The organism is Croceibacter atlanticus HTCC2559 (assembly GCF_000196315.1).
In the GTDB taxonomy this organism is placed as follows: Bacteria; Bacteroidota; Bacteroidia; order Flavobacteriales; family Flavobacteriaceae; genus Croceibacter; species Croceibacter atlanticus.
The window spans coordinates 1,761,434-1,778,771 of record NC_014230.1 but is presented as its reverse complement, the minus strand read 5'-3'; the positions used below and the strand labels follow the sequence as shown (position 1 = coordinate 1,778,771).

The 17,338-nt window shown below is 32.5% G+C and carries 16 protein-coding genes; 11 read left to right on the top strand and 5 right to left on the bottom strand.

Features of this window, described 5'->3' with window-relative positions; all coding sequences use genetic code 11:
* Positions 1–209: 209 nt before the first annotated feature.
* Both CA2559_RS08015 and CA2559_RS08010 read right to left on the bottom strand, forming a co-directional pair.
* On the bottom strand, positions 210–1,247 hold the full coding sequence (locus CA2559_RS08015) for a PLP-dependent cysteine synthase family protein (RefSeq protein ID WP_013187366.1): 1,038 nt from the start codon (positions 1,245–1,247) through the stop codon (positions 210–212).
* A gap of 51 nt (positions 1,248–1,298) precedes the next feature.
* The gene (locus CA2559_RS08010) at positions 1,299–3,434 is read right to left on the bottom strand and encodes a S9 family peptidase (RefSeq protein WP_013187365.1); all 2,136 of its coding nucleotides are present in this window, start codon (positions 3,432–3,434) and stop codon (positions 1,299–1,301) included.
* 61 nt (positions 3,435–3,495) lie between these two features.
* Here CA2559_RS08010 and CA2559_RS08005 point away from each other — a divergent pair, with 61 nt between their 5' ends.
* On the top strand, positions 3,496–3,819 hold the full coding sequence (locus CA2559_RS08005) for a YbaB/EbfC family nucleoid-associated protein (protein WP_013187364.1): 324 nt from the start codon (positions 3,496–3,498) through the stop codon (positions 3,817–3,819).
* 1 nt (position 3,820) lies between these two features.
* Here CA2559_RS08005 and CA2559_RS08000 read toward each other — a convergent pair whose 3' ends face one another.
* Both CA2559_RS08000 and CA2559_RS07995 read right to left on the bottom strand, forming a co-directional pair.
* Positions 3,821–4,255: a thioredoxin family protein gene (locus CA2559_RS08000; RefSeq protein WP_013187363.1), complete on the bottom strand. Its 435-nt coding sequence runs from the start codon at positions 4,253–4,255 to the stop codon at positions 3,821–3,823.
* 99 nt (positions 4,256–4,354) lie between these two features.
* Entirely contained in the window at positions 4,355–5,455 is a 1,101-nt protein-coding gene (locus tag CA2559_RS07995; RefSeq protein ID WP_013187362.1) for an OmpA family protein, read from the bottom strand.
* Positions 5,456–5,648: 193 nt separating this feature from the next.
* Between CA2559_RS07995 and CA2559_RS07990 the strand changes: the two genes are divergently transcribed.
* A complete protein-coding gene (locus tag CA2559_RS07990) occupies positions 5,649–5,972 on the top strand; it encodes a YegP family protein (protein WP_013187361.1) in 324 nt (107 codons plus the stop codon).
* Positions 5,973–6,006: 34 nt separating this feature from the next.
* Here CA2559_RS07990 and CA2559_RS07985 read toward each other — a convergent pair whose 3' ends face one another.
* The gene (locus CA2559_RS07985) at positions 6,007–7,029 is read right to left on the bottom strand and encodes a threonine aldolase family protein (RefSeq protein ID WP_013187360.1); all 1,023 of its coding nucleotides are present in this window, start codon (positions 7,027–7,029) and stop codon (positions 6,007–6,009) included.
* An 84-nt stretch (positions 7,030–7,113) separates the two neighbouring features.
* On the opposite strand from CA2559_RS07985, the gene CA2559_RS07980 reads away from it, so the two are divergent.
* From CA2559_RS07980 to CA2559_RS07940, 9 genes are all read left to right on the top strand, one after another.
* A complete protein-coding gene (locus CA2559_RS07980; protein ID WP_013187359.1) occupies positions 7,114–8,817 on the top strand; it encodes an LIC_10190 family membrane protein in 1,704 nt (567 codons plus the stop codon).
* Entirely contained in the window at positions 8,810–9,571 is a 762-nt protein-coding gene (locus CA2559_RS07975) for a TIGR02757 family protein (RefSeq protein WP_041240963.1), read from the top strand. Before CA2559_RS07980 ends, CA2559_RS07975 begins: the two co-directional genes overlap by 8 nt.
* A 104-nt stretch (positions 9,572–9,675) precedes the next feature.
* Entirely contained in the window at positions 9,676–10,896 is a 1,221-nt protein-coding gene (locus CA2559_RS07970) for a sensor histidine kinase (RefSeq protein ID WP_013187357.1), read from the top strand.
* Between the two features lie 194 nt (positions 10,897–11,090).
* Positions 11,091–12,314: a sensor histidine kinase gene (locus tag CA2559_RS07965; RefSeq protein ID WP_013187356.1), complete on the top strand. Its 1,224-nt coding sequence runs from the start codon at positions 11,091–11,093 to the stop codon at positions 12,312–12,314.
* Positions 12,315–12,389: 75 nt separating this feature from the next.
* On the top strand, positions 12,390–14,315 hold the full coding sequence (locus CA2559_RS07960) for a vWA domain-containing protein (protein WP_013187355.1): 1,926 nt from the start codon (positions 12,390–12,392) through the stop codon (positions 14,313–14,315).
* On the top strand, positions 14,312–15,562 hold the full coding sequence (locus CA2559_RS07955; RefSeq protein ID WP_041241162.1) for a dihydroorotase: 1,251 nt from the start codon (positions 14,312–14,314) through the stop codon (positions 15,560–15,562). Before CA2559_RS07960 ends, CA2559_RS07955 begins: the two co-directional genes overlap by 4 nt.
* A gap of 22 nt (positions 15,563–15,584) precedes the next feature.
* Positions 15,585–15,926, top strand: coding sequence for a DUF4870 domain-containing protein (locus CA2559_RS07950; protein ID WP_013187353.1), 342 nt, complete (start codon positions 15,585–15,587; stop codon positions 15,924–15,926).
* Positions 15,927–15,939: 13 nt separating this feature from the next.
* Positions 15,940–16,587, top strand: coding sequence for an alpha/beta hydrolase (locus CA2559_RS07945; RefSeq protein WP_013187352.1), 648 nt, complete (start codon positions 15,940–15,942; stop codon positions 16,585–16,587).
* Positions 16,588–16,680: 93 nt separating this feature from the next.
* Complete coding sequence (locus tag CA2559_RS07940) at positions 16,681–17,331, top strand: SIR2 family NAD-dependent protein deacylase (RefSeq protein WP_041241161.1); 651 nt, start codon at positions 16,681–16,683, stop codon at positions 17,329–17,331.
* Positions 17,332–17,338: the final 7 nt, after the last annotated feature.

The following is a 17,338-nucleotide window of genomic DNA, read 5'->3' as shown; positions in this document are numbered from 1 at the left end:
TCACTAAAAACCAATATGTTAAATATGCTTTGTGAGTTTTTTATAATAATTTTTTGAGAATAATTAAGTATATAGATAAGAATATTTAATTATAAGACTACAATATCCAAAAACGCCAACAATCTTTAAATTAAGATTGTTGGCGTTTTACATTAAAACTATAATTTAGAAAAATTAAAACGTCAATTTTTCGAATAAAAACGTCAAACTTATATTTTTTGAGAATTTGGAATTGCTTTTAGGTTTTCGTGAAGTTCGAAACCTTGATCTTCCATCCATTGGTCGTTATAAATTTTGGCCATATAACGAGAGCCGTGATCTGGAAATAACACCACAACCTTGCTGTCTTTTGTAAATTGACCTTGTAAGGCGTATTGTTTTACTCCTTGCATAGCAGCTCCACTTGTGTAACCCACAAACAATCCTTCCTCTTTAGCAATGGTTCTTGCCATTTGAGCAGCAGACTCATCTGTAACCTTTACAAATTCATCAATAGCATCAAAATCTGTTGCAGTAGGAATTAAGTTTTTTCCTAAGCCTTCAATTTTATAGGAGTATATTTCATTTTCATCAAACTGTCTTGTCTCATGATATTTCTTCAATACACTTCCGTAGGCATCTATCCCTAAAATTTTAATTTCAGGATTCATTTCTTTCAAGTATCTAGCTGTTCCAGAAATGGTTCCGCCAGTACCACTGCATGCTACCAGATGTGTAATTTTACCTTCAGTTTGTTTCCAAATTTCTGGACCTGTACTATGGTAATGAGCATCTATATTTAATTCATTAAAATATTGATTAATATAAATGCTGCCAGGTGTTTCTAAGTGTATTCTCTTTGCTACCTCGTAATAGGATCTTGGATCATCTGCAGCTACGTTTGCAGGACAAACGTGAACCTCTGCACCCATAGCTCTCAACATATCTATCTTATCTTTTGATGACTTGTCTGAGACTGCTAAAATGCACTTGTAACCTTTTACAGCACTTACCATTGCAATACTAAAGCCCGTATTACCCGAAGTAGTTTCAACAATAGTATCTCCAGGTTGCAATAACCCTTTTTCTTCAGCTTGAGATAATATAAAGTGAGCAACTCTATCTTTAGCAGAATGTCCTGGATTAAATGCTTCTACTTTAGCGTAGAATGTACCAGAAATATCTTCTGTCATTTTCTGCAACTGTATTAGCGGTGTGTCTCCTACCAATTGCAATATATTATCGTAAACCTGTAATTCCTTTTTCATAAATAAGGGTACTTATTGTTTCAGCTTGCAAAAATACTATTTTTATATAACTTACTCTGTAATTCCCTCTAAGTCTAATATAAATGCATAATCTTTAGCTATTTCCTTAAGAGCTTCAAAACGACCTGAAGCACCACCATGACCTGCTTCCATATTGGTATCTAAATACAATACATTGGCATCTGTCTTTAAATCTCTAAGTTTCGCCACCCATTTAGCTGGTTCCCAGTATTGCACTTGACTATCGTGTAATCCTGTTGTAACTAACATATTTGGGTATTCCTGAGATTTCACCTGATCATAAGGTGAATATGACTTCATATACTCATAGTAATCTTTTTCATTAGGATTTCCCCATTCGTCATACTCGCCCGTCGTTAGCGGTATTGAGTCGTCTAACATAGTGGTAACCACATCTACAAAAGGAACAGCAGCTACAATACCATTGTATTTCTCTGGAGCCATATTAGCAACTGCTCCCATTAACAATCCTCCTGCAGAACCACCCATAGCATACAAATGATCTGGAGAAGTATATTTCTGATCTATTAAATATGAGCTTGCATCAATGAAGTCTGTGAAGGTGTTTATTTTATTAAAGTATTTTCCGTCTTCATACCATTGACGACCTAAATATTGACCACCACGAATGTGCACGATTGCAAAAATAAAACCGCGATCAAGCAAACTTAATCGTGTTGTAGAGAATGTTGGGTCTATTGTATACCCATAAGAACCATATGCATATTGTAAAATAGGGTTTTTACCATCTCTTTTAATACCTTTCTTATATACTATAGATATTGGTATTTCTTTTCCATCTCTTGCTACTGCCCATAGCCGTTCTGACATGTAGTTTTCTTTTGCAAACTTACCACCAAGTACAGCTTGTTCCTTTTTTACTTCTTTCTCTTTGGTTCTCATATTAAAGTCTACCACAGAAGATGGTGTTGTGAGCGAAGTATAGCCGTATCTTAAAATCTCTGTATCAAAATCTGGATTTGTACTTGCGCCTGCCGCATAGGTCTCGTTATCAAAAGGCAAGTAATAATCTTCTGTTTCATCCCAACGCATCACTCTAATTTGAGACAATCCTAGTTTACGTTCACTTACAACAAGGTAATCTTTAAAAATGTCTATGTCTTCTAAGAGAACATCTTCCCTATGTGGTAAAACATCTACCCAATTTTCTTGCGCAGTTTTACCTATAGGTGTTTTCATGAGTTTAAAATTCTCTGCTTTATCTTTATTAGTAACAATATAAAAGTTGTCTTTAAAATGAGATATACTATATTCTAAACCTCTTTCTCTTGGTGCAAATAATTTAAATTGACCGTCTGGTGTATTGGCATCTAAAATTCTAAATTCATCTGTAAGCGTTGCAGATGATCCTACAATAATATAGTCTTTAGATTTTGTTTTATACACATAAGCATTAAACGTATCATCATCTTCCTGAAATACGAGATTATCGTCTTCTGTTGGTTTACCTAAAACATGTTTAAGTATTTGGTAAGAACGTAGTGTTTCTGGATCTTTTTTTGTGTAAAATAATGTTTGGCTATCATTGGCCCAAACAGAACTGCCTGTAGTATTTGCTACTTTATCTTTTAAAATTTCTCCAGTACTTAAGTTTTTTACGTGAATAGTATATTGCCTTCTACTAACTGTATCTACACCATAAGATACCAACTCATTATTAGGACTAACGCTAAGTGCTGTTAATTTAAAATAACTGTGGCCTTTTGCCATTTTATTACAATCGAATATAATTTCTTCTTGAGCATCTAATGTTTCTTTCTTACGAGAATATATTGGATAATCTTTACCTTTCTCAAAACGAGTTATATACCAATAGCCATTATATTTATAAGGTACAGAGCTATCATCTTCTTTAATCCTTGACTTCATCTCATCAAACAAGTTAGACTGTAGCTCTTTGGTATGCGCAGTCATTTTCTCATAGTAATCATTCTCACGCTCAAGGTAATCTATCACCTCTTCATTTTCTCTGTCTTTAAGCCAGTAATAATTATCTATTCTAAGATCTCCGTGCTTTTCTAAATTTTCTGGAATTTTCTGAGCTATTGGAGGTTGAATTGTATTTTTCAAGGTATTGTCTTTAGGTTGTTTACAAGCGGATGCAAAAGTAAAGATAACTAGACTGAAAAGTAGGATTTGTTTCATCTTAAATAAGGTTTGAAACTCTAAAATAGTAAATTTGCCTATAACTTAAATTTACAATACTATGTTTGGAGATATGATGGGTATGATGTCTAAATTAAAAGAAGCCCAACAAAAGGTTGAAGACACAAAAAAACGTTTAGACACGGTTTTAATTAATGAACAATCAAGCGACAATTTATTAAAGGTTGAACTTACAGCAAATAGAACTTTAAAAAGCATTGAAATAGACGACACTCTTTTAGAAGATAAAGAGCAATTAGAAGATTATCTTATTTTAACTTTAAATAAAGCTATAAAAAAAGCTACAGAAATTAATGAAGCAGAAATTGGTGCTGTTGCCAAAGAAGGTATGCCAAATATACCTGGCTTAGATATGTTTAAATAATCTAAGAATTCTCATTAATAAATGCTCTGTAGTATCGTGGGTCTCCACTATAACCAGAAATATCCTTTAGCACCTTTCCTTTATAGTCTAGCAATAGCATTAATGGGAAGGTGTTTTCTTTATTATACTTTTTAATAAGAGCTTTGTTTTTTTCCATTTGCACTTCAGATATAATATCTAAACGGTAAGGTCTATCTACCATAAGTAATACAAAATCATTTGTTTTATTTAAAAATTCTGAAGTCTCAAAATAATCTTCCTTTAACTTAATACAAGGTTTACACCAATCACTTCCTGTAAAATACATAAATAATGGCAGCTTTTTTTCCCTGGCTATTTTTTGAGCTTCATTGTAATCTGTTAACCATACATCATCTTGTTGCGCTTGTATTAAAACTGAAGACAACATAAATACTAAAAGAAAGATTGATTTCATTATATAGAATTTGAAAATCTTATTACAAAAGATATGCCTAAATATAAAAAGGCGCTTTGAATACACAAAACGCCTTTAAGACTAATTTATTGGGGACTATTAGTTTTCTATAACTCTAAATTGAGTTCTTCTGTTTAACGTATGCTCACGTTCTGTACAAGAAACACCATCTGCACAACGATTACGAAGTTTAGACTCTCCGTAGCCGTTAGATGTTATCTTGCTTGAATTAATTCCTTTAGAAATTAAGTAGTTTGTAACAGCTTGAGCTCTTCTTTCAGATAATGCTTGGTTACTTGAAGCTGTACCTCTAGAATCTGTATGAGATGCAATCTCGACAGAAACACCTTGTTGCATTACTGGTAATAACTTAGCATCTATCTCTGCTTTAGCTGCATTAGTTAAAGAAGCACTACCTAAATTCCAAACTATATTAAGGTCTGTATATTCTAATAATTTACAATCTACTTCTGCCCAAGTCGTTAAACCACCTTTTTGCTTAAGCACCTCTTTAGTTACTGTCTTGTATTTAGCAGCTACCGTTTCCTCTGTTGTGCCAGCATCTTTCACTAAAACTGTTTTCGTGATAGTAGCATACTCTGCAGGAACTTCTTCTTCCACAACTCTCGCTGGCTCTGTAACTACACGCTTAGTATAACTACCAGCTTGCTCTGCTACAGGTGAAGAACTTGTTGATGCATCATTAGCTAAAGTACGAACAGCTACTGTTTGGTACTCTGCAGGATAACCTTTATAACACCAGTAACGACAATCTTCTGGATTGTTCGATTGGCATTCTGCAGGAGGAACATCACTCATTTCCCATTGTGCATAAGCAGGTTTAATCTCGATAGTTTCTGCACTATTACCGAAGGTCGCTGGATTTATACTTAAAACAGAACTACTTTGTTTTTTAACATAGGTAACTGTTTCTGTACCATAAACTGTTGGTATAATTCGTAATTTTTTACTTGCCTCCTTTACTAAAACACGTTCTGTTTGTGTTTCATATTGTGCAGGAACAACTCTAAGTTTCTTATAAGCTGGCTCTACCTCTATCTGTACAGTTTGATTTTCATAAATGTCTGGTGTTGTACAACGCACATAACATTTACCTGGTTCTGGATTAGTTGGTAAATCTTGCGCAAAACCGAAACCAGCTACGGCAATTGCAAGGATAGAGAATATTAGTTTTTTCATATTTGATAAGGATTAGTTAAATATTATATCCTAAATTTATGAAAACACACAACTATTTGTTAAAGATTTATATGTTTTTAGTATTAATTTCGACATAAGGCAATATAAATCGATAAACGACATTTATTATGTAAGAAATGAATTTTAATGTTGTATTAAATGACTAATTTTATAGTAAATAAAAAAATGCAATATGTTTGAATTAAAGAAAAAAGAAGACGGTAACACCTACCATTTTGTACTTAAAGCTAAAAATGGTCAAGTTATTTTAAGCAGTGAAGTTTACAATTCTAAAAGTGCTGCTAGTAATGGTATAGAGTCTGTAAAAAAGAATAGCCAAGATGACACAAAATTTGAACGCAAGACTGCAAAAAATGGAAAATTCTATTTTAATCTAAAAGCTTCAAATGGTCAGATTATAGGTAGCAGCCAAATGTATGCTGGTGAGGCAGGAATGGAAAACGGCATTTCTTCTGTTTCAGAGAATGCTCCAAACGCTAGTATTAAAGAGCTATAAATTAGAAAAACCCGACTTAGCATCGGGTTTTTATTTATTTTTTAAAATCTTGTAGTGTTTTTATAAATGTTTGGTGTTGCTCTTCTGTATAATCTAAATGGGTTACAACACGCCACTTACCTTCACCCATTGCACTTATAATTATACCTTTATCTGTTAAGTGGTTTAGGAAATTTTCTCCAGAAATTTTAGTGTCTAAATAAAAGATTACAATATTAGTTTCAACAGGCTCAACACTTTTTATATAACTAAGATCTAATAGGACATTTTCTATCTCCTTTGCTCTTTGGTGATCTTCTTCTAATCTTTCTATATGATTATCCAGCGCATAAAGTCCTGCAGCAGCAAGATACCCAACTTGCCTCATACCACCACCAAGCACTTTTCTAACACGCATTGCGTTTTCCATAATATCTTCATCTCCTATTAATACAGAACCAACAGGCGCACCTAACCCTTTAGATAAGCATACAGATATTGTTTGAAACAAGTTTCCATAATCCATAGCATTTTGTTTTTTATGCACCAACGCATTAAACAAACGAGCACCATCTAAGTGGTAACCTAAATTATGCGCTGTAGTTACTTTCTTTATAGCTTGTAATTCACTTAAATCATAACAAGCACCACCACCTTTATTTGTTGTGTTTTCAATACATACCAAACTGCTTTTAGGGCTATGATAAAAATCTGGAGCATTAATGTTCTCCTCAACTTGCTTTGCTGTTATTTTGCCTCTATTACCATCTATTAATTTACAGGAAACACCACTGTTAAACGATACACCACCACCTTCGTAATTAAACACATGAGCCCATTTGTCACAAATTAATTGTTCTCCTGGCTGAGTGTGTAATTTAATTGCTGCCTGATTAGCCATACTACCACTAGGAAAAAATAATGCATTCTTCTTTCCAAACATATCTGCTAAGCGGGCTTCTAACTCATTTACCGTAGGATCTTCTTTATAGACATCGTCTCCAACTTTTGCGCTAAACATAGCTTGAAGCATCCCTTTAGTAGGTTTTGTAATCGTGTCACTTTTTAAATCTATCATCCTTAAATTTTGTATTTCAAATGTAATACGAATCGTAAGAGGAAACCAATTGTTTTAGTAATTTGCAGTAGAATAAATTTTACCATGCTACTTATAGCCATTTCATTTATTTACATATTTAGCATCTGTACAGCAATTGGTGTAGGCTTTTACAAACTATTTAAAATTGAAACTTACAAAAGTGTAGAAGTAGCTTTTATTGGCTTATTTTCAATTTCATTATTAGCTTCTATATGGGCTTTTTGGGGACGGATTCATTGGGAGTTTCATCTCTTTCTAATATTAACTTCCTGTATTTCAATTTTATTTAACAAAGACAAAGTTGTCCTAACCCTCAAACACTTAAGATATACTTTTAAGCAATTATCACCATTTTTAAAAGCGTTATTAATTAGTACTGCAGTATTAATTTTAATGCAATGTGCTTCTGCGCCCTATGTAATAGATAATGAGTCTTATTATATACAAACAATTGCAGTACTCAATGACTATGGCTTTATAAAAGGGCTTGCCAATCTTCACTTCTTTTTAGCACAAACCAGTGGCTGGCATATTACACAAAGTGCCTTAAACTTAAACTTTGTTTTTAAGAATTTTAATGATTTAAGCGGATTCTGTCTTTTACTTACCGTTTTATGGTCTTTTGATAAGTTGAATTTTTATTTTAAAAATAGAGTTGATATATGGGATTTAATTTTTGGCCTTTTCCCTTTAGCTAATTTATTTTTCTTTCAATTTATAGGAACACCTTCTCAAGATATTCCTATTTATTGCTTAACATTTATTTGTATTTCAATATTTCAGAAATCCTTTAGATTACCTAAAGCAGATGGCTTTATAGTGTTATGTGCTTTAGTTTTATTTTGCATTTTCATAAAACCGACAAGCTTTTTATTAATTGGCTTTCCTATAGTATTATTTATTAACCACTATAAAACCCTAAGCACTAAGGTTATTAAAGTTTTGCCTATTGCTTTACTAACATTACTAATATTTATAGGCAAGAATAGTATTATCTCTGGCTATCCATTATTTCCTTTATTATATCTTGATGTAATTAATGAAAACTGGAAACTTCCTATAGCGTTAGCTGAGTATTATATTGACCTGACTAAAGCATATGGCTTTTTATTGTTACCAGATGACTATACAAACCTAACTACTTTAGAACGTTTATACCAATGGTTAACATTAGGTAAATTACGTGGTATATTTAATTGTATAGCTGTAATATTTATATGTATTACACCTTTCTTTATAAGAAAAACTACTATTAAAAAAACAGCTACACTAATATTTGTTCTTTATGTACTTCAGTTAATCGTATTGTTTTTCACATCGCCACTTTACAGGTTCTATTTTAACTTGCTTTATATATTACTATGTTTAGTCGTGGCAAGTGTTTTATATAAAAGATTAACTGTTCTTAAGTGCCTACTTACCATTTGTATCTTAATTTCAGGGTTGCCTTTAATTATAAATACACCTATTAATTTTTTAGCAAATAATAGTTTCAGTACTAATTTGAGTCATTTCAACATAACAGAAATAGTAATGCCACACTCAAATTCAAAATTTGAAGATGACTTTAAAACATATAAAAAAGGCAACTTGAATTTTAATCATCCATTAGAAATTGATTTCTTTTGGGGTACCGGTAATGTACCGTTTCCTGCTGTGAATTATGAACAACTTAACTATTTTGAACAAAACTTTAAGGTAATACCACAATTAAGGACCACAGAGCTTAAAGATGGTTTTTACAGCAAAACAATATCGAATGACTAAAACGGAATTGAAAGAATTTTTAGATAGCAAAGTCTTACAATACAACCAACCAGAGTTTATTGAAACAGATCCTATTCAAATTCCGCATCACTTCAGTAAAAAAGAAGATATCGAGATTTCGGGATTTTTAACAGCAACAATTTCTTGGGGTAACAGAAAAAGCATCCTTAAAAATGCAAATAACCTTATGCAACTAATGGACAATGCTCCTTATGATTTTATCTGTAACCATAATGCTAACGATCTGGAAACTCTGCAAACATTTGTTCATAGAACATTTAATGGTAAAGATTTAGCGTATTTCATTTCAGCCTTAAAGCATATATATAATACTCATAATGGATTGGAGGCTGTATTTTCAAAATATCAAGACTCAGACTCATTACAAAATTCCATACATCATTTTAAATCTATATTTTTTGAATTACCTCATTTACAGCGCACCGAAAAACATGTTAGTGATCCTCACAAAAACTCTGCTGCAAAACGAATAAATATGTTCTTAAGATGGATGGTAAGACCAAATGATGGTGTAGATTTTGGGTTATGGAACTCCATATTACCCTCTAAACTTTCTTGCCCTTTAGACGTACATTCTGGTAGGGTTGCCAGAAAATTAAACCTACTTACTAGAAAGCAAAACGACGCAAAAGCAGTTTTAGAATTAGATGAGAATTTAAAAAAGCTTGACCCTAAAGACCCTGTAAAATATGACTACGCACTATTTGGTTTAGGAGTATTTGAAAGTTTCTAAACAAGAATCACAAATTTTAAGACTCATTAAGAAAATAACATTTATTGTATATCTTAGTGTATTATTTGATAATTAACCATTTCCGCTATTAATATCTCTTGCATATGCAGTCACCTAGTTTTCCACTAAATGAGAATAAGCGCCAAAGGGCACTGCGTTCTTATAGGTTGTTAGATACGCCTCCAGAGATTGATTATGATAACATTACTCAGTTAGCATCTTACATATGTAAAACACCTATATCCTTAATTTCTCTTTTAGATGGTGAACGTAATTGGTTTAAATCTACAGTAGGTGTTCCATTTACAGAATCTCCAAGAAGCCTTTCTTTTTGTGGTCATGCAATACATAAGCCTGAAGAAGTGATGATTGTTGAAGATGCTAGGTTAGACAAGCGTTTTTATGACAACCCATTAGTAGAAGAAATGAAGGCCGCTATTTTTTATTTAGGCGTTCCTATTAAATCAGAAGAAGGTTTACCACTAGGCACTCTCTGTGTTTTTGATGATAAGCCTAGACGCCTAGAAGATGAACAGATAACTGCAATGAAGGCTTTAGCCAAACAGGTGGAAAGTCATATTAAATCGAGAAAACATACTATAGAATTACAAAACACTCATAGAAAATTAGAAAAAACAAACAATCTATTAAGCGACTTTGCAGCAGTTGCTTCTCATGACATTAAACTACCAATTGCTAGTATTGTTACAACAGCAGATATCCTTAAAACTAAATACAAATCTGTTTTAGATGAAGATGGTTTAAATAGGTTGAGTTTAATTAAGGAGTGTTCTTTTACAATAAATGAATACATCTCCGGAATGTTGGAAATGTATACAAGTGATAAAGGACTTAGCGACGATTTTGAATTAATTAACCTCAAACAACTGCTTGAAAGTGTCCAAAAAATTAATATGTGTGAAGATAAATGTCAGTTTTGGCTTCCTTCAGAAACACACGTATTAAATAGTAACAAAATTGCACTTACACAGATATTTACAAACCTATTTACAAATGCGGTAAAATACAATGACAAGAATAGTTGTATTGTTAATGTAAATTTCTCTGAAGATGCTTCTCACTATAAATTCACTGTAACAGATAACGGTCCAGGAATACCTGAAGAACATTTAGGAAATATTTTCAAACTATTTAAAACTGCCTTACCTAAAGACAATACAGGAAAAAAAGGAAATGGTATTGGGCTCTCAATAGTTAAAAAGTTAATTAAAAAACTTAACGGTAGGATTTATGTTTCTTCAGAACTTGGTAAGAGCACCACGTTTACCTTTACAATAGGTAAACCAACAACGTTTTCCAATTAACAAAAAAATTTAAATCTTTATTATTACCAGAAACCCTTTATTTAAAAGGGTTTCATTGTTTATATGTAGTATTGAAAATTCTTTAATTAACATTTTTTTAAGTTTTTTAAGAAAATATTATGATTTGATACGACTTTAGATTATTTTTGCTAGCTGATTGATTATTAAAGTGTTCCGAGATATTATTCGAAGCTATGCAAGCACCTAGTTATACATTACAAGAAGATTTAAGACAACAAGCTGTTGATTCTTACCACATAGTTGACACTGAGCCTGAAGAGCAATTTGATAATTTAACAGAATTAGCTATTCAAATTTGTGGTGTTCAGCACGCCTTATTAACCTTTCTAGATAAGGATAGAAATTGGTACAAATCCAATAATAACGTACCGTTTACTGAAGCACCTAGGTCATTATCATTCTGCGGGCACTTAATTCATAATCCTCATGATATTATGATTGTTGAAGATGCACGGAAAGATATACGCTTTCATGACAACCCAATTGTTACAGAACTAAAATCTGTAGTGTTTTATTTAGGCGTTCCTATCTTAAGTGAAGATGGTTTTGCAATTGGCACATTATGTATTTTTGATGACAAACCAAGACAATTAAGTGATTCTCAAATAGCTTCGATGAAGCTTTTGGGCAAACAAGCAGAATATTTACTAAACCATAGAAAACATAAATTAAATCAATCTAATATTCATAAAAAATTAGAGCGAACTAATGATATGCTTAGTGAATTTGCAGCTGTGGCCTCACACGATTTAAAGTTACCAATTGCAAGTATTATTACTACTGCAGACATCATTAAAACTAAATATAAGACCAAGTTAGGGAAAGACGGTCAAGATAGGCTTAACCTTATTAAAGATTGTTCATTTACAATAAATGAATACATAACTGGTATGTTAGATATGTATACAAGTGAGCACGGTATACAAAAGAGTTTCGAGACCATTAATATTAAAGCCTTTTTTGACAATTTGCTAAAAATTAATCTAACATCTCAAAAATGTCAGTTTTGGTTGCCTACAGAAACTCATGTTATAAATTCAAATAAAATTGCTTTAACTCAGATTTTCACCAACTTATTCTCAAATGCCGTTAAATACAATGATAAAGACAACTGCATTATTAGTGTAAATGTTACTGAAAACAAATCACATTATAAATTTACGGTGACCGATAATGGTCCTGGCATTGAAAAAAGTAATTACAAAGAAATTTTTAAGCTGTTTAAAACAGCAAGTGAAACTGATAATAGAGGAAAAAAAGGAAATGGCATTGGCCTTTCGATAGTTAAGAAGTTAGTAAAAAAACTAAATGGTGAGATCTCTGTAACTTCAGAATTTGGAAAATTCACAACCTTTACCTTTACTGTTGAAAAGCCAACAACACTAACTATTAATTAAGTTATACAGAAACCCAGTACAAGTATTATATATTTAGGTATACATCACTATATTTGGCGTATACACTAAATAGGAATGCAGTTTAAATACCCAGAACTACTTTACGCGCTTTTTTTACTGGTAATTCCTATTATCGTACATCTTTTTCAGCTTCGTAAATTTCAGAAAGAAGAGTTTACCAATGTTAAGTTCCTCCAACGCGTAATCTTACAAACACGAAAAAGCTCTCAACTTAAAAAATGGCTTACATTACTTTCACGTCTCTTATTAATGGCGTGTTTAATAATTGCTTTTGCTCAACCTTTTTTTACTGCAAATGATAATGCTACTAAACCACAAGAGACTGTAATCTACTTAGATAACAGCTTTAGCATGCAGGCAAAGGGGCAAAAGGGTGAACTTTTAAAAAGAGCCATTCAGGAGTTATTAGAAACACTTCCTGAAGATGAAGTTTTTACTCTTCTTACAAATACAGATAGATTAAAAAATACAACGTTAAGAGAGTCTCGAAATGAGATACAAGAAATTACTTATGATGCTCAAAGCATATCTGTAAACACTGCTTTAATACGTGCTAAAAATGAGTTTTCAAAAACCAAAGGTGTTGTAAAGAATTTTGTTGCTATTTCAGACTTTCAAATTAATGACGATCCATTTCAGCAAACTCCTGAGGAGATCTCTGTAAACTTTGTACAACTTTCACCTGTAAATAAAGATAACCTTTCTGTCGATAGTGTTTACGTTAAAGATCGTGGCATTAATTCTATCACATTAGCTACAAAAATATCAAGTACTGGTTCACTATCAGGAACACTTCCTGTTGCTCTTTATGACGGTAACACACTTTTAGCCAAAACAAGTGTGCAACTTGAGGAAAACAGCACTTCAGAAACAGTTTTCAACATACAAAACCCAGAAAGTATTAACGGCAATATTCGTGTAGAAGATACTGGTTTACAATATGACAACATACTATATTTTAGCATTAACAAACCAGATCCTATTAAGGTAATTGCAATTAGTGATGTAGATGATAGTTATCTAAAAAAACTATATAAATCACCAGAATTTGAACTTATCACTTCAACAACTGCTCAATTAGATTACAACCAATTAAATAATGCTAACTGTATAATTTTAAATGAAGTCTTGCAATTACCAAATGGGCTTGCTACTATTTTAAATAAATTAACAGCAGCAAACGGTACTGTAATAATTGTACCAGCACAAGAAGCTAATATAAACAGTTACAATTCTTTATTTAACCAATTAGGATTATCACCTTTATCTGAGTTAAAAAATCAGGAAAAACAAATTACCAATATAGTCTTTGCGCATCCTATTTATGAAGGTGTTTTTGATAAGCGTATAGATAACTTTCAATACCCTAAGGTACAATCGTATTTTACAACAACCGCCAATGCTAACAAGGTTTTAGGCTATCAAGATAACTCAAGTTTTTTAGAACAAACTGGCAATGTATACAGATTTACAGCTGCATTAAATTCTCAAAATTCAAATTTCAAAAATGCGCCATTAATTGTTCCTACATTTTATAATATAGCCAAACAAAGCTTAAAAGGCGGAACCTTATATTATACTATAAACAACGCAAATAGTCTTGATGTAAATGTGGCATTACCACAAGATGACATCCTTAAAATTGAAAGTGAAAATGGGTCTTTTATACCATTGCAACAAAACTTTAATTCTAAGGTTCAGATTACAACTAATGAGCTACCAGAGTTGGCAAATAATTATGTGGTTAAAAACGAAAATCAAGAATTGCTTAAACTAAGTTATAATTATAACCGTGACGAAAGTGAGTTAACTTACCAGAATATTTCTCAACTCGAAAATATTACAATTAACAATCAAGTATCTTCATTTTTTAAGCAAATGCAACAAGACAATAGTATAACCGATTTATGGAAATGGTTTGTTATTTTTGCACTACTATTTCTTTGTATAGAAATACTTCTCTTAAAATTCCTGAAATGACCATATTAATTAAATCTGCAAAAATAATAGATCCTAAGAGCGCGTTTCATAACAAGCAAGTAGATATTCTTGTGGAAAATGGTACCATAAAAACTATTGCAGAAACTATAACAACTTCTGCAGATACTGTGGTAAAGTTAGAAAACCTTCATCTTTCTCAAGGTTGGTTTGACTCCAGTGTGAGTTTTGGAGAACCTGGTTATGAAGAACGCGAAACTATAGCTAATGGTCTTAATGTAGCAGGAAAAAGTGGATTTACAGATATAGTCTTAAATCCTAAAACAAATCCTATTGTAGACACTAGCTCTTTAGTTGTGGCTATTACAAACAAAGCTCAACTTCATGCTGTTGCATTACATATATGTGGAGCACTCACAAAACACTCTAAAGGAGTAGATTTAGCAGAGCTGTATGATATGCATAAACATGGCGCAATAACATTTGGAGACTACAAACACGCTATAACTAATGCCAATTTGTTAAAGATCGCACTGCTTTATGCCCAAAATTTTAATGGGTTAGTACAAAGTTACCCGCAAGACAATCAAATTGCTGGAAAAGGATTAGTTAATGAGCATCATAACAGTACACTTTATGGCCTAAAAGGAATTCCTTCATTAGCTGAAGAATTACAAATTACAAGAGACCTTTTCATATTAGAATATACTGGAGGAAAGCTTCACATCCCTACAATAACCACAGCAAAATCTGTTGAGCTTATTAAAGATGCAAAAGCGAAGGGATTGGATATTACTTGTAGTGTAAGTGTAAATCACTTATTACTTACAGATGATAAATTAGAAGAATTTGAGAGTAACTATAAACTACAACCACCATTACGAACTGCCACAGATGTAGATGCTTTACGAAAAGGATTAAAAGACGGCACAATAGATATGGTTACTAGTGATCATCAACCAATAGATATTGAGCATAAGAAAACTGAATTTGAAAATGCTTCTTATGGTAGCATTGGCCTAGAGACAGCTTTTGGTGCCTTAAAAACTATATTTACCACAGAAGAAATCGTTAATTTTCTAACACGAGGAAAACAGAGATTTAATATAAAAACTTCAGAAATTAAGGAAGGTAATAAAGCAAACTTCAGCTTATTTAATCCAGAAGGATCTTCAACATTTACAGAGAAAAATGTCTTGTCTACCTCCAAAAATTCAGCTTTACTTGGCACTACTTTAAAAGGTACGGTTTACGGCATAGTTTCTCAAGGAGATATATTACTTAACTAAATAGATAATTTCTTAGTTTATTATGAATACACAAGAAAACATTATACCAGGAAAAACTATTGCAGTGGTCTCCTACTTAACATTTATAGGTGCACTTATAGCATTGTTTATGCATAAAGATAACCCTACTAAATTTGGAGGTTTTCATTTAAGGCAAGCAATAGGTATACATTTACTGCAGTTATCTTTGGCATTTGTTATTGGTTGGTTTGACAGCCTCTTAATCTTTTCTGCATTTTGGGTATTTATTGTAGTACTGTGGGCTTTTGGCTTTATAGGTGCTGCACAAGGCAAGTATCAAGAAATTCCTGTATTAGGTCCTCTATTCCAAAAATGGTTTTCTATTATAGTACCAACAAACTAAAACTATTACAATTTTGACAACAGCACCCTTATCATTACACCACATCATAAAACCTTCATCTTTAACCAAAAAAGCACCTGTTATCTTTATGTTTCACGGTTACGGTAGCGATGAAAATGATTTATTTTCATTTGCTACAGAATTAGATGACAAGTATATGGTTATCTCTGTGAGAGCACCGCAACCTATGCAACCTTATGGCAATGCGTGGTACACAATTAATTTTGATGCCGCTGGCGGAAAATTCAGTAATGAAGAAGAGGCAATAGAAAGTAGAGATAAGATTTCTAATTTTATAGATGAAGCCCTTAAAGCATATCCAATAGATGAAGACAATGTAACCCTACTAGGTTTTAGTCAAGGTACAATCTTGAGTTATGCTGTTGCACTATCCTACCCAGAAAAAATTAAGCGTGTAGTAGCATTAAGCGGTTATGTAAATGAAGATATTTTAGTTGAAGGTTACCAAGACAACGATTTTTCTAACCTAACATTTTATTGCTCACACGGTTCTGTAGACCAAGTTATTCCTATTGATTGGGCGCGTAAGGCAAAACCTTTTCTAGATCAATTAAATATTAATTATAAGTATTCTGAATTTCCAGTTGGTCATGGTGTTGCACCACAAAATTTTTACGAATTCAAAACCTGGTTAGATTAGGCTTTCAATTAAATTTCAGTAATTTTAAGTAAAACAGAAATTTTGAAAACAGAATCTTCTAAAAAAACCATAGTAGTATTAACTGGTGCTGGTATGAGCGCCGAAAGCGGCCTCAAAACCTTTAGAGATGCAGACGGCCTTTGGGAAGGTCATGACGTGATGGAAGTTGCCACACCGCAAGCTTTTGAACGTAATCCAGAGTTAGTATTAGAGTTTTACAACCAACGCAGAAAACAACTTAAAGAGGTATCTCCTAATGAGGGTCATATTGGTCTCGCTAAATTAGAAGAGCATTTTATTGTACATATCATCACTCAAAATGTAGATAACCTTCACGAACGTGCTGGTAGCAGTAATGTAATTCATCTACATGGCGAGCTTAATAAGGTAAGAAGTACTTTTGATGAAAACTTAGTGCTAGACTGGACAACAGATTTAAACCTAGGAGATTTCTGTGAACACAATCACCAACTTAGGCCTCACATAGTTTGGTTTGGCGAAGCAGTACCAATGCTCGATCACGCAATATCTATTACCGAGCAGGCAGACATACTCATAATTATTGGTACCTCTATGCAGGTGTATCCAGCAGCTAGTCTAATAAATTTTGTACACGAGGAAACCCCTATTTATTTTATAGATCCTAAACCAAACGTAAAGGCATCTAAACGCTTAACAATAATAGAAGATACAGCATCTAAAGGTGTAAAGAAAGTTACAGATAAATTATTGAGAAAAGACTAACACTTTA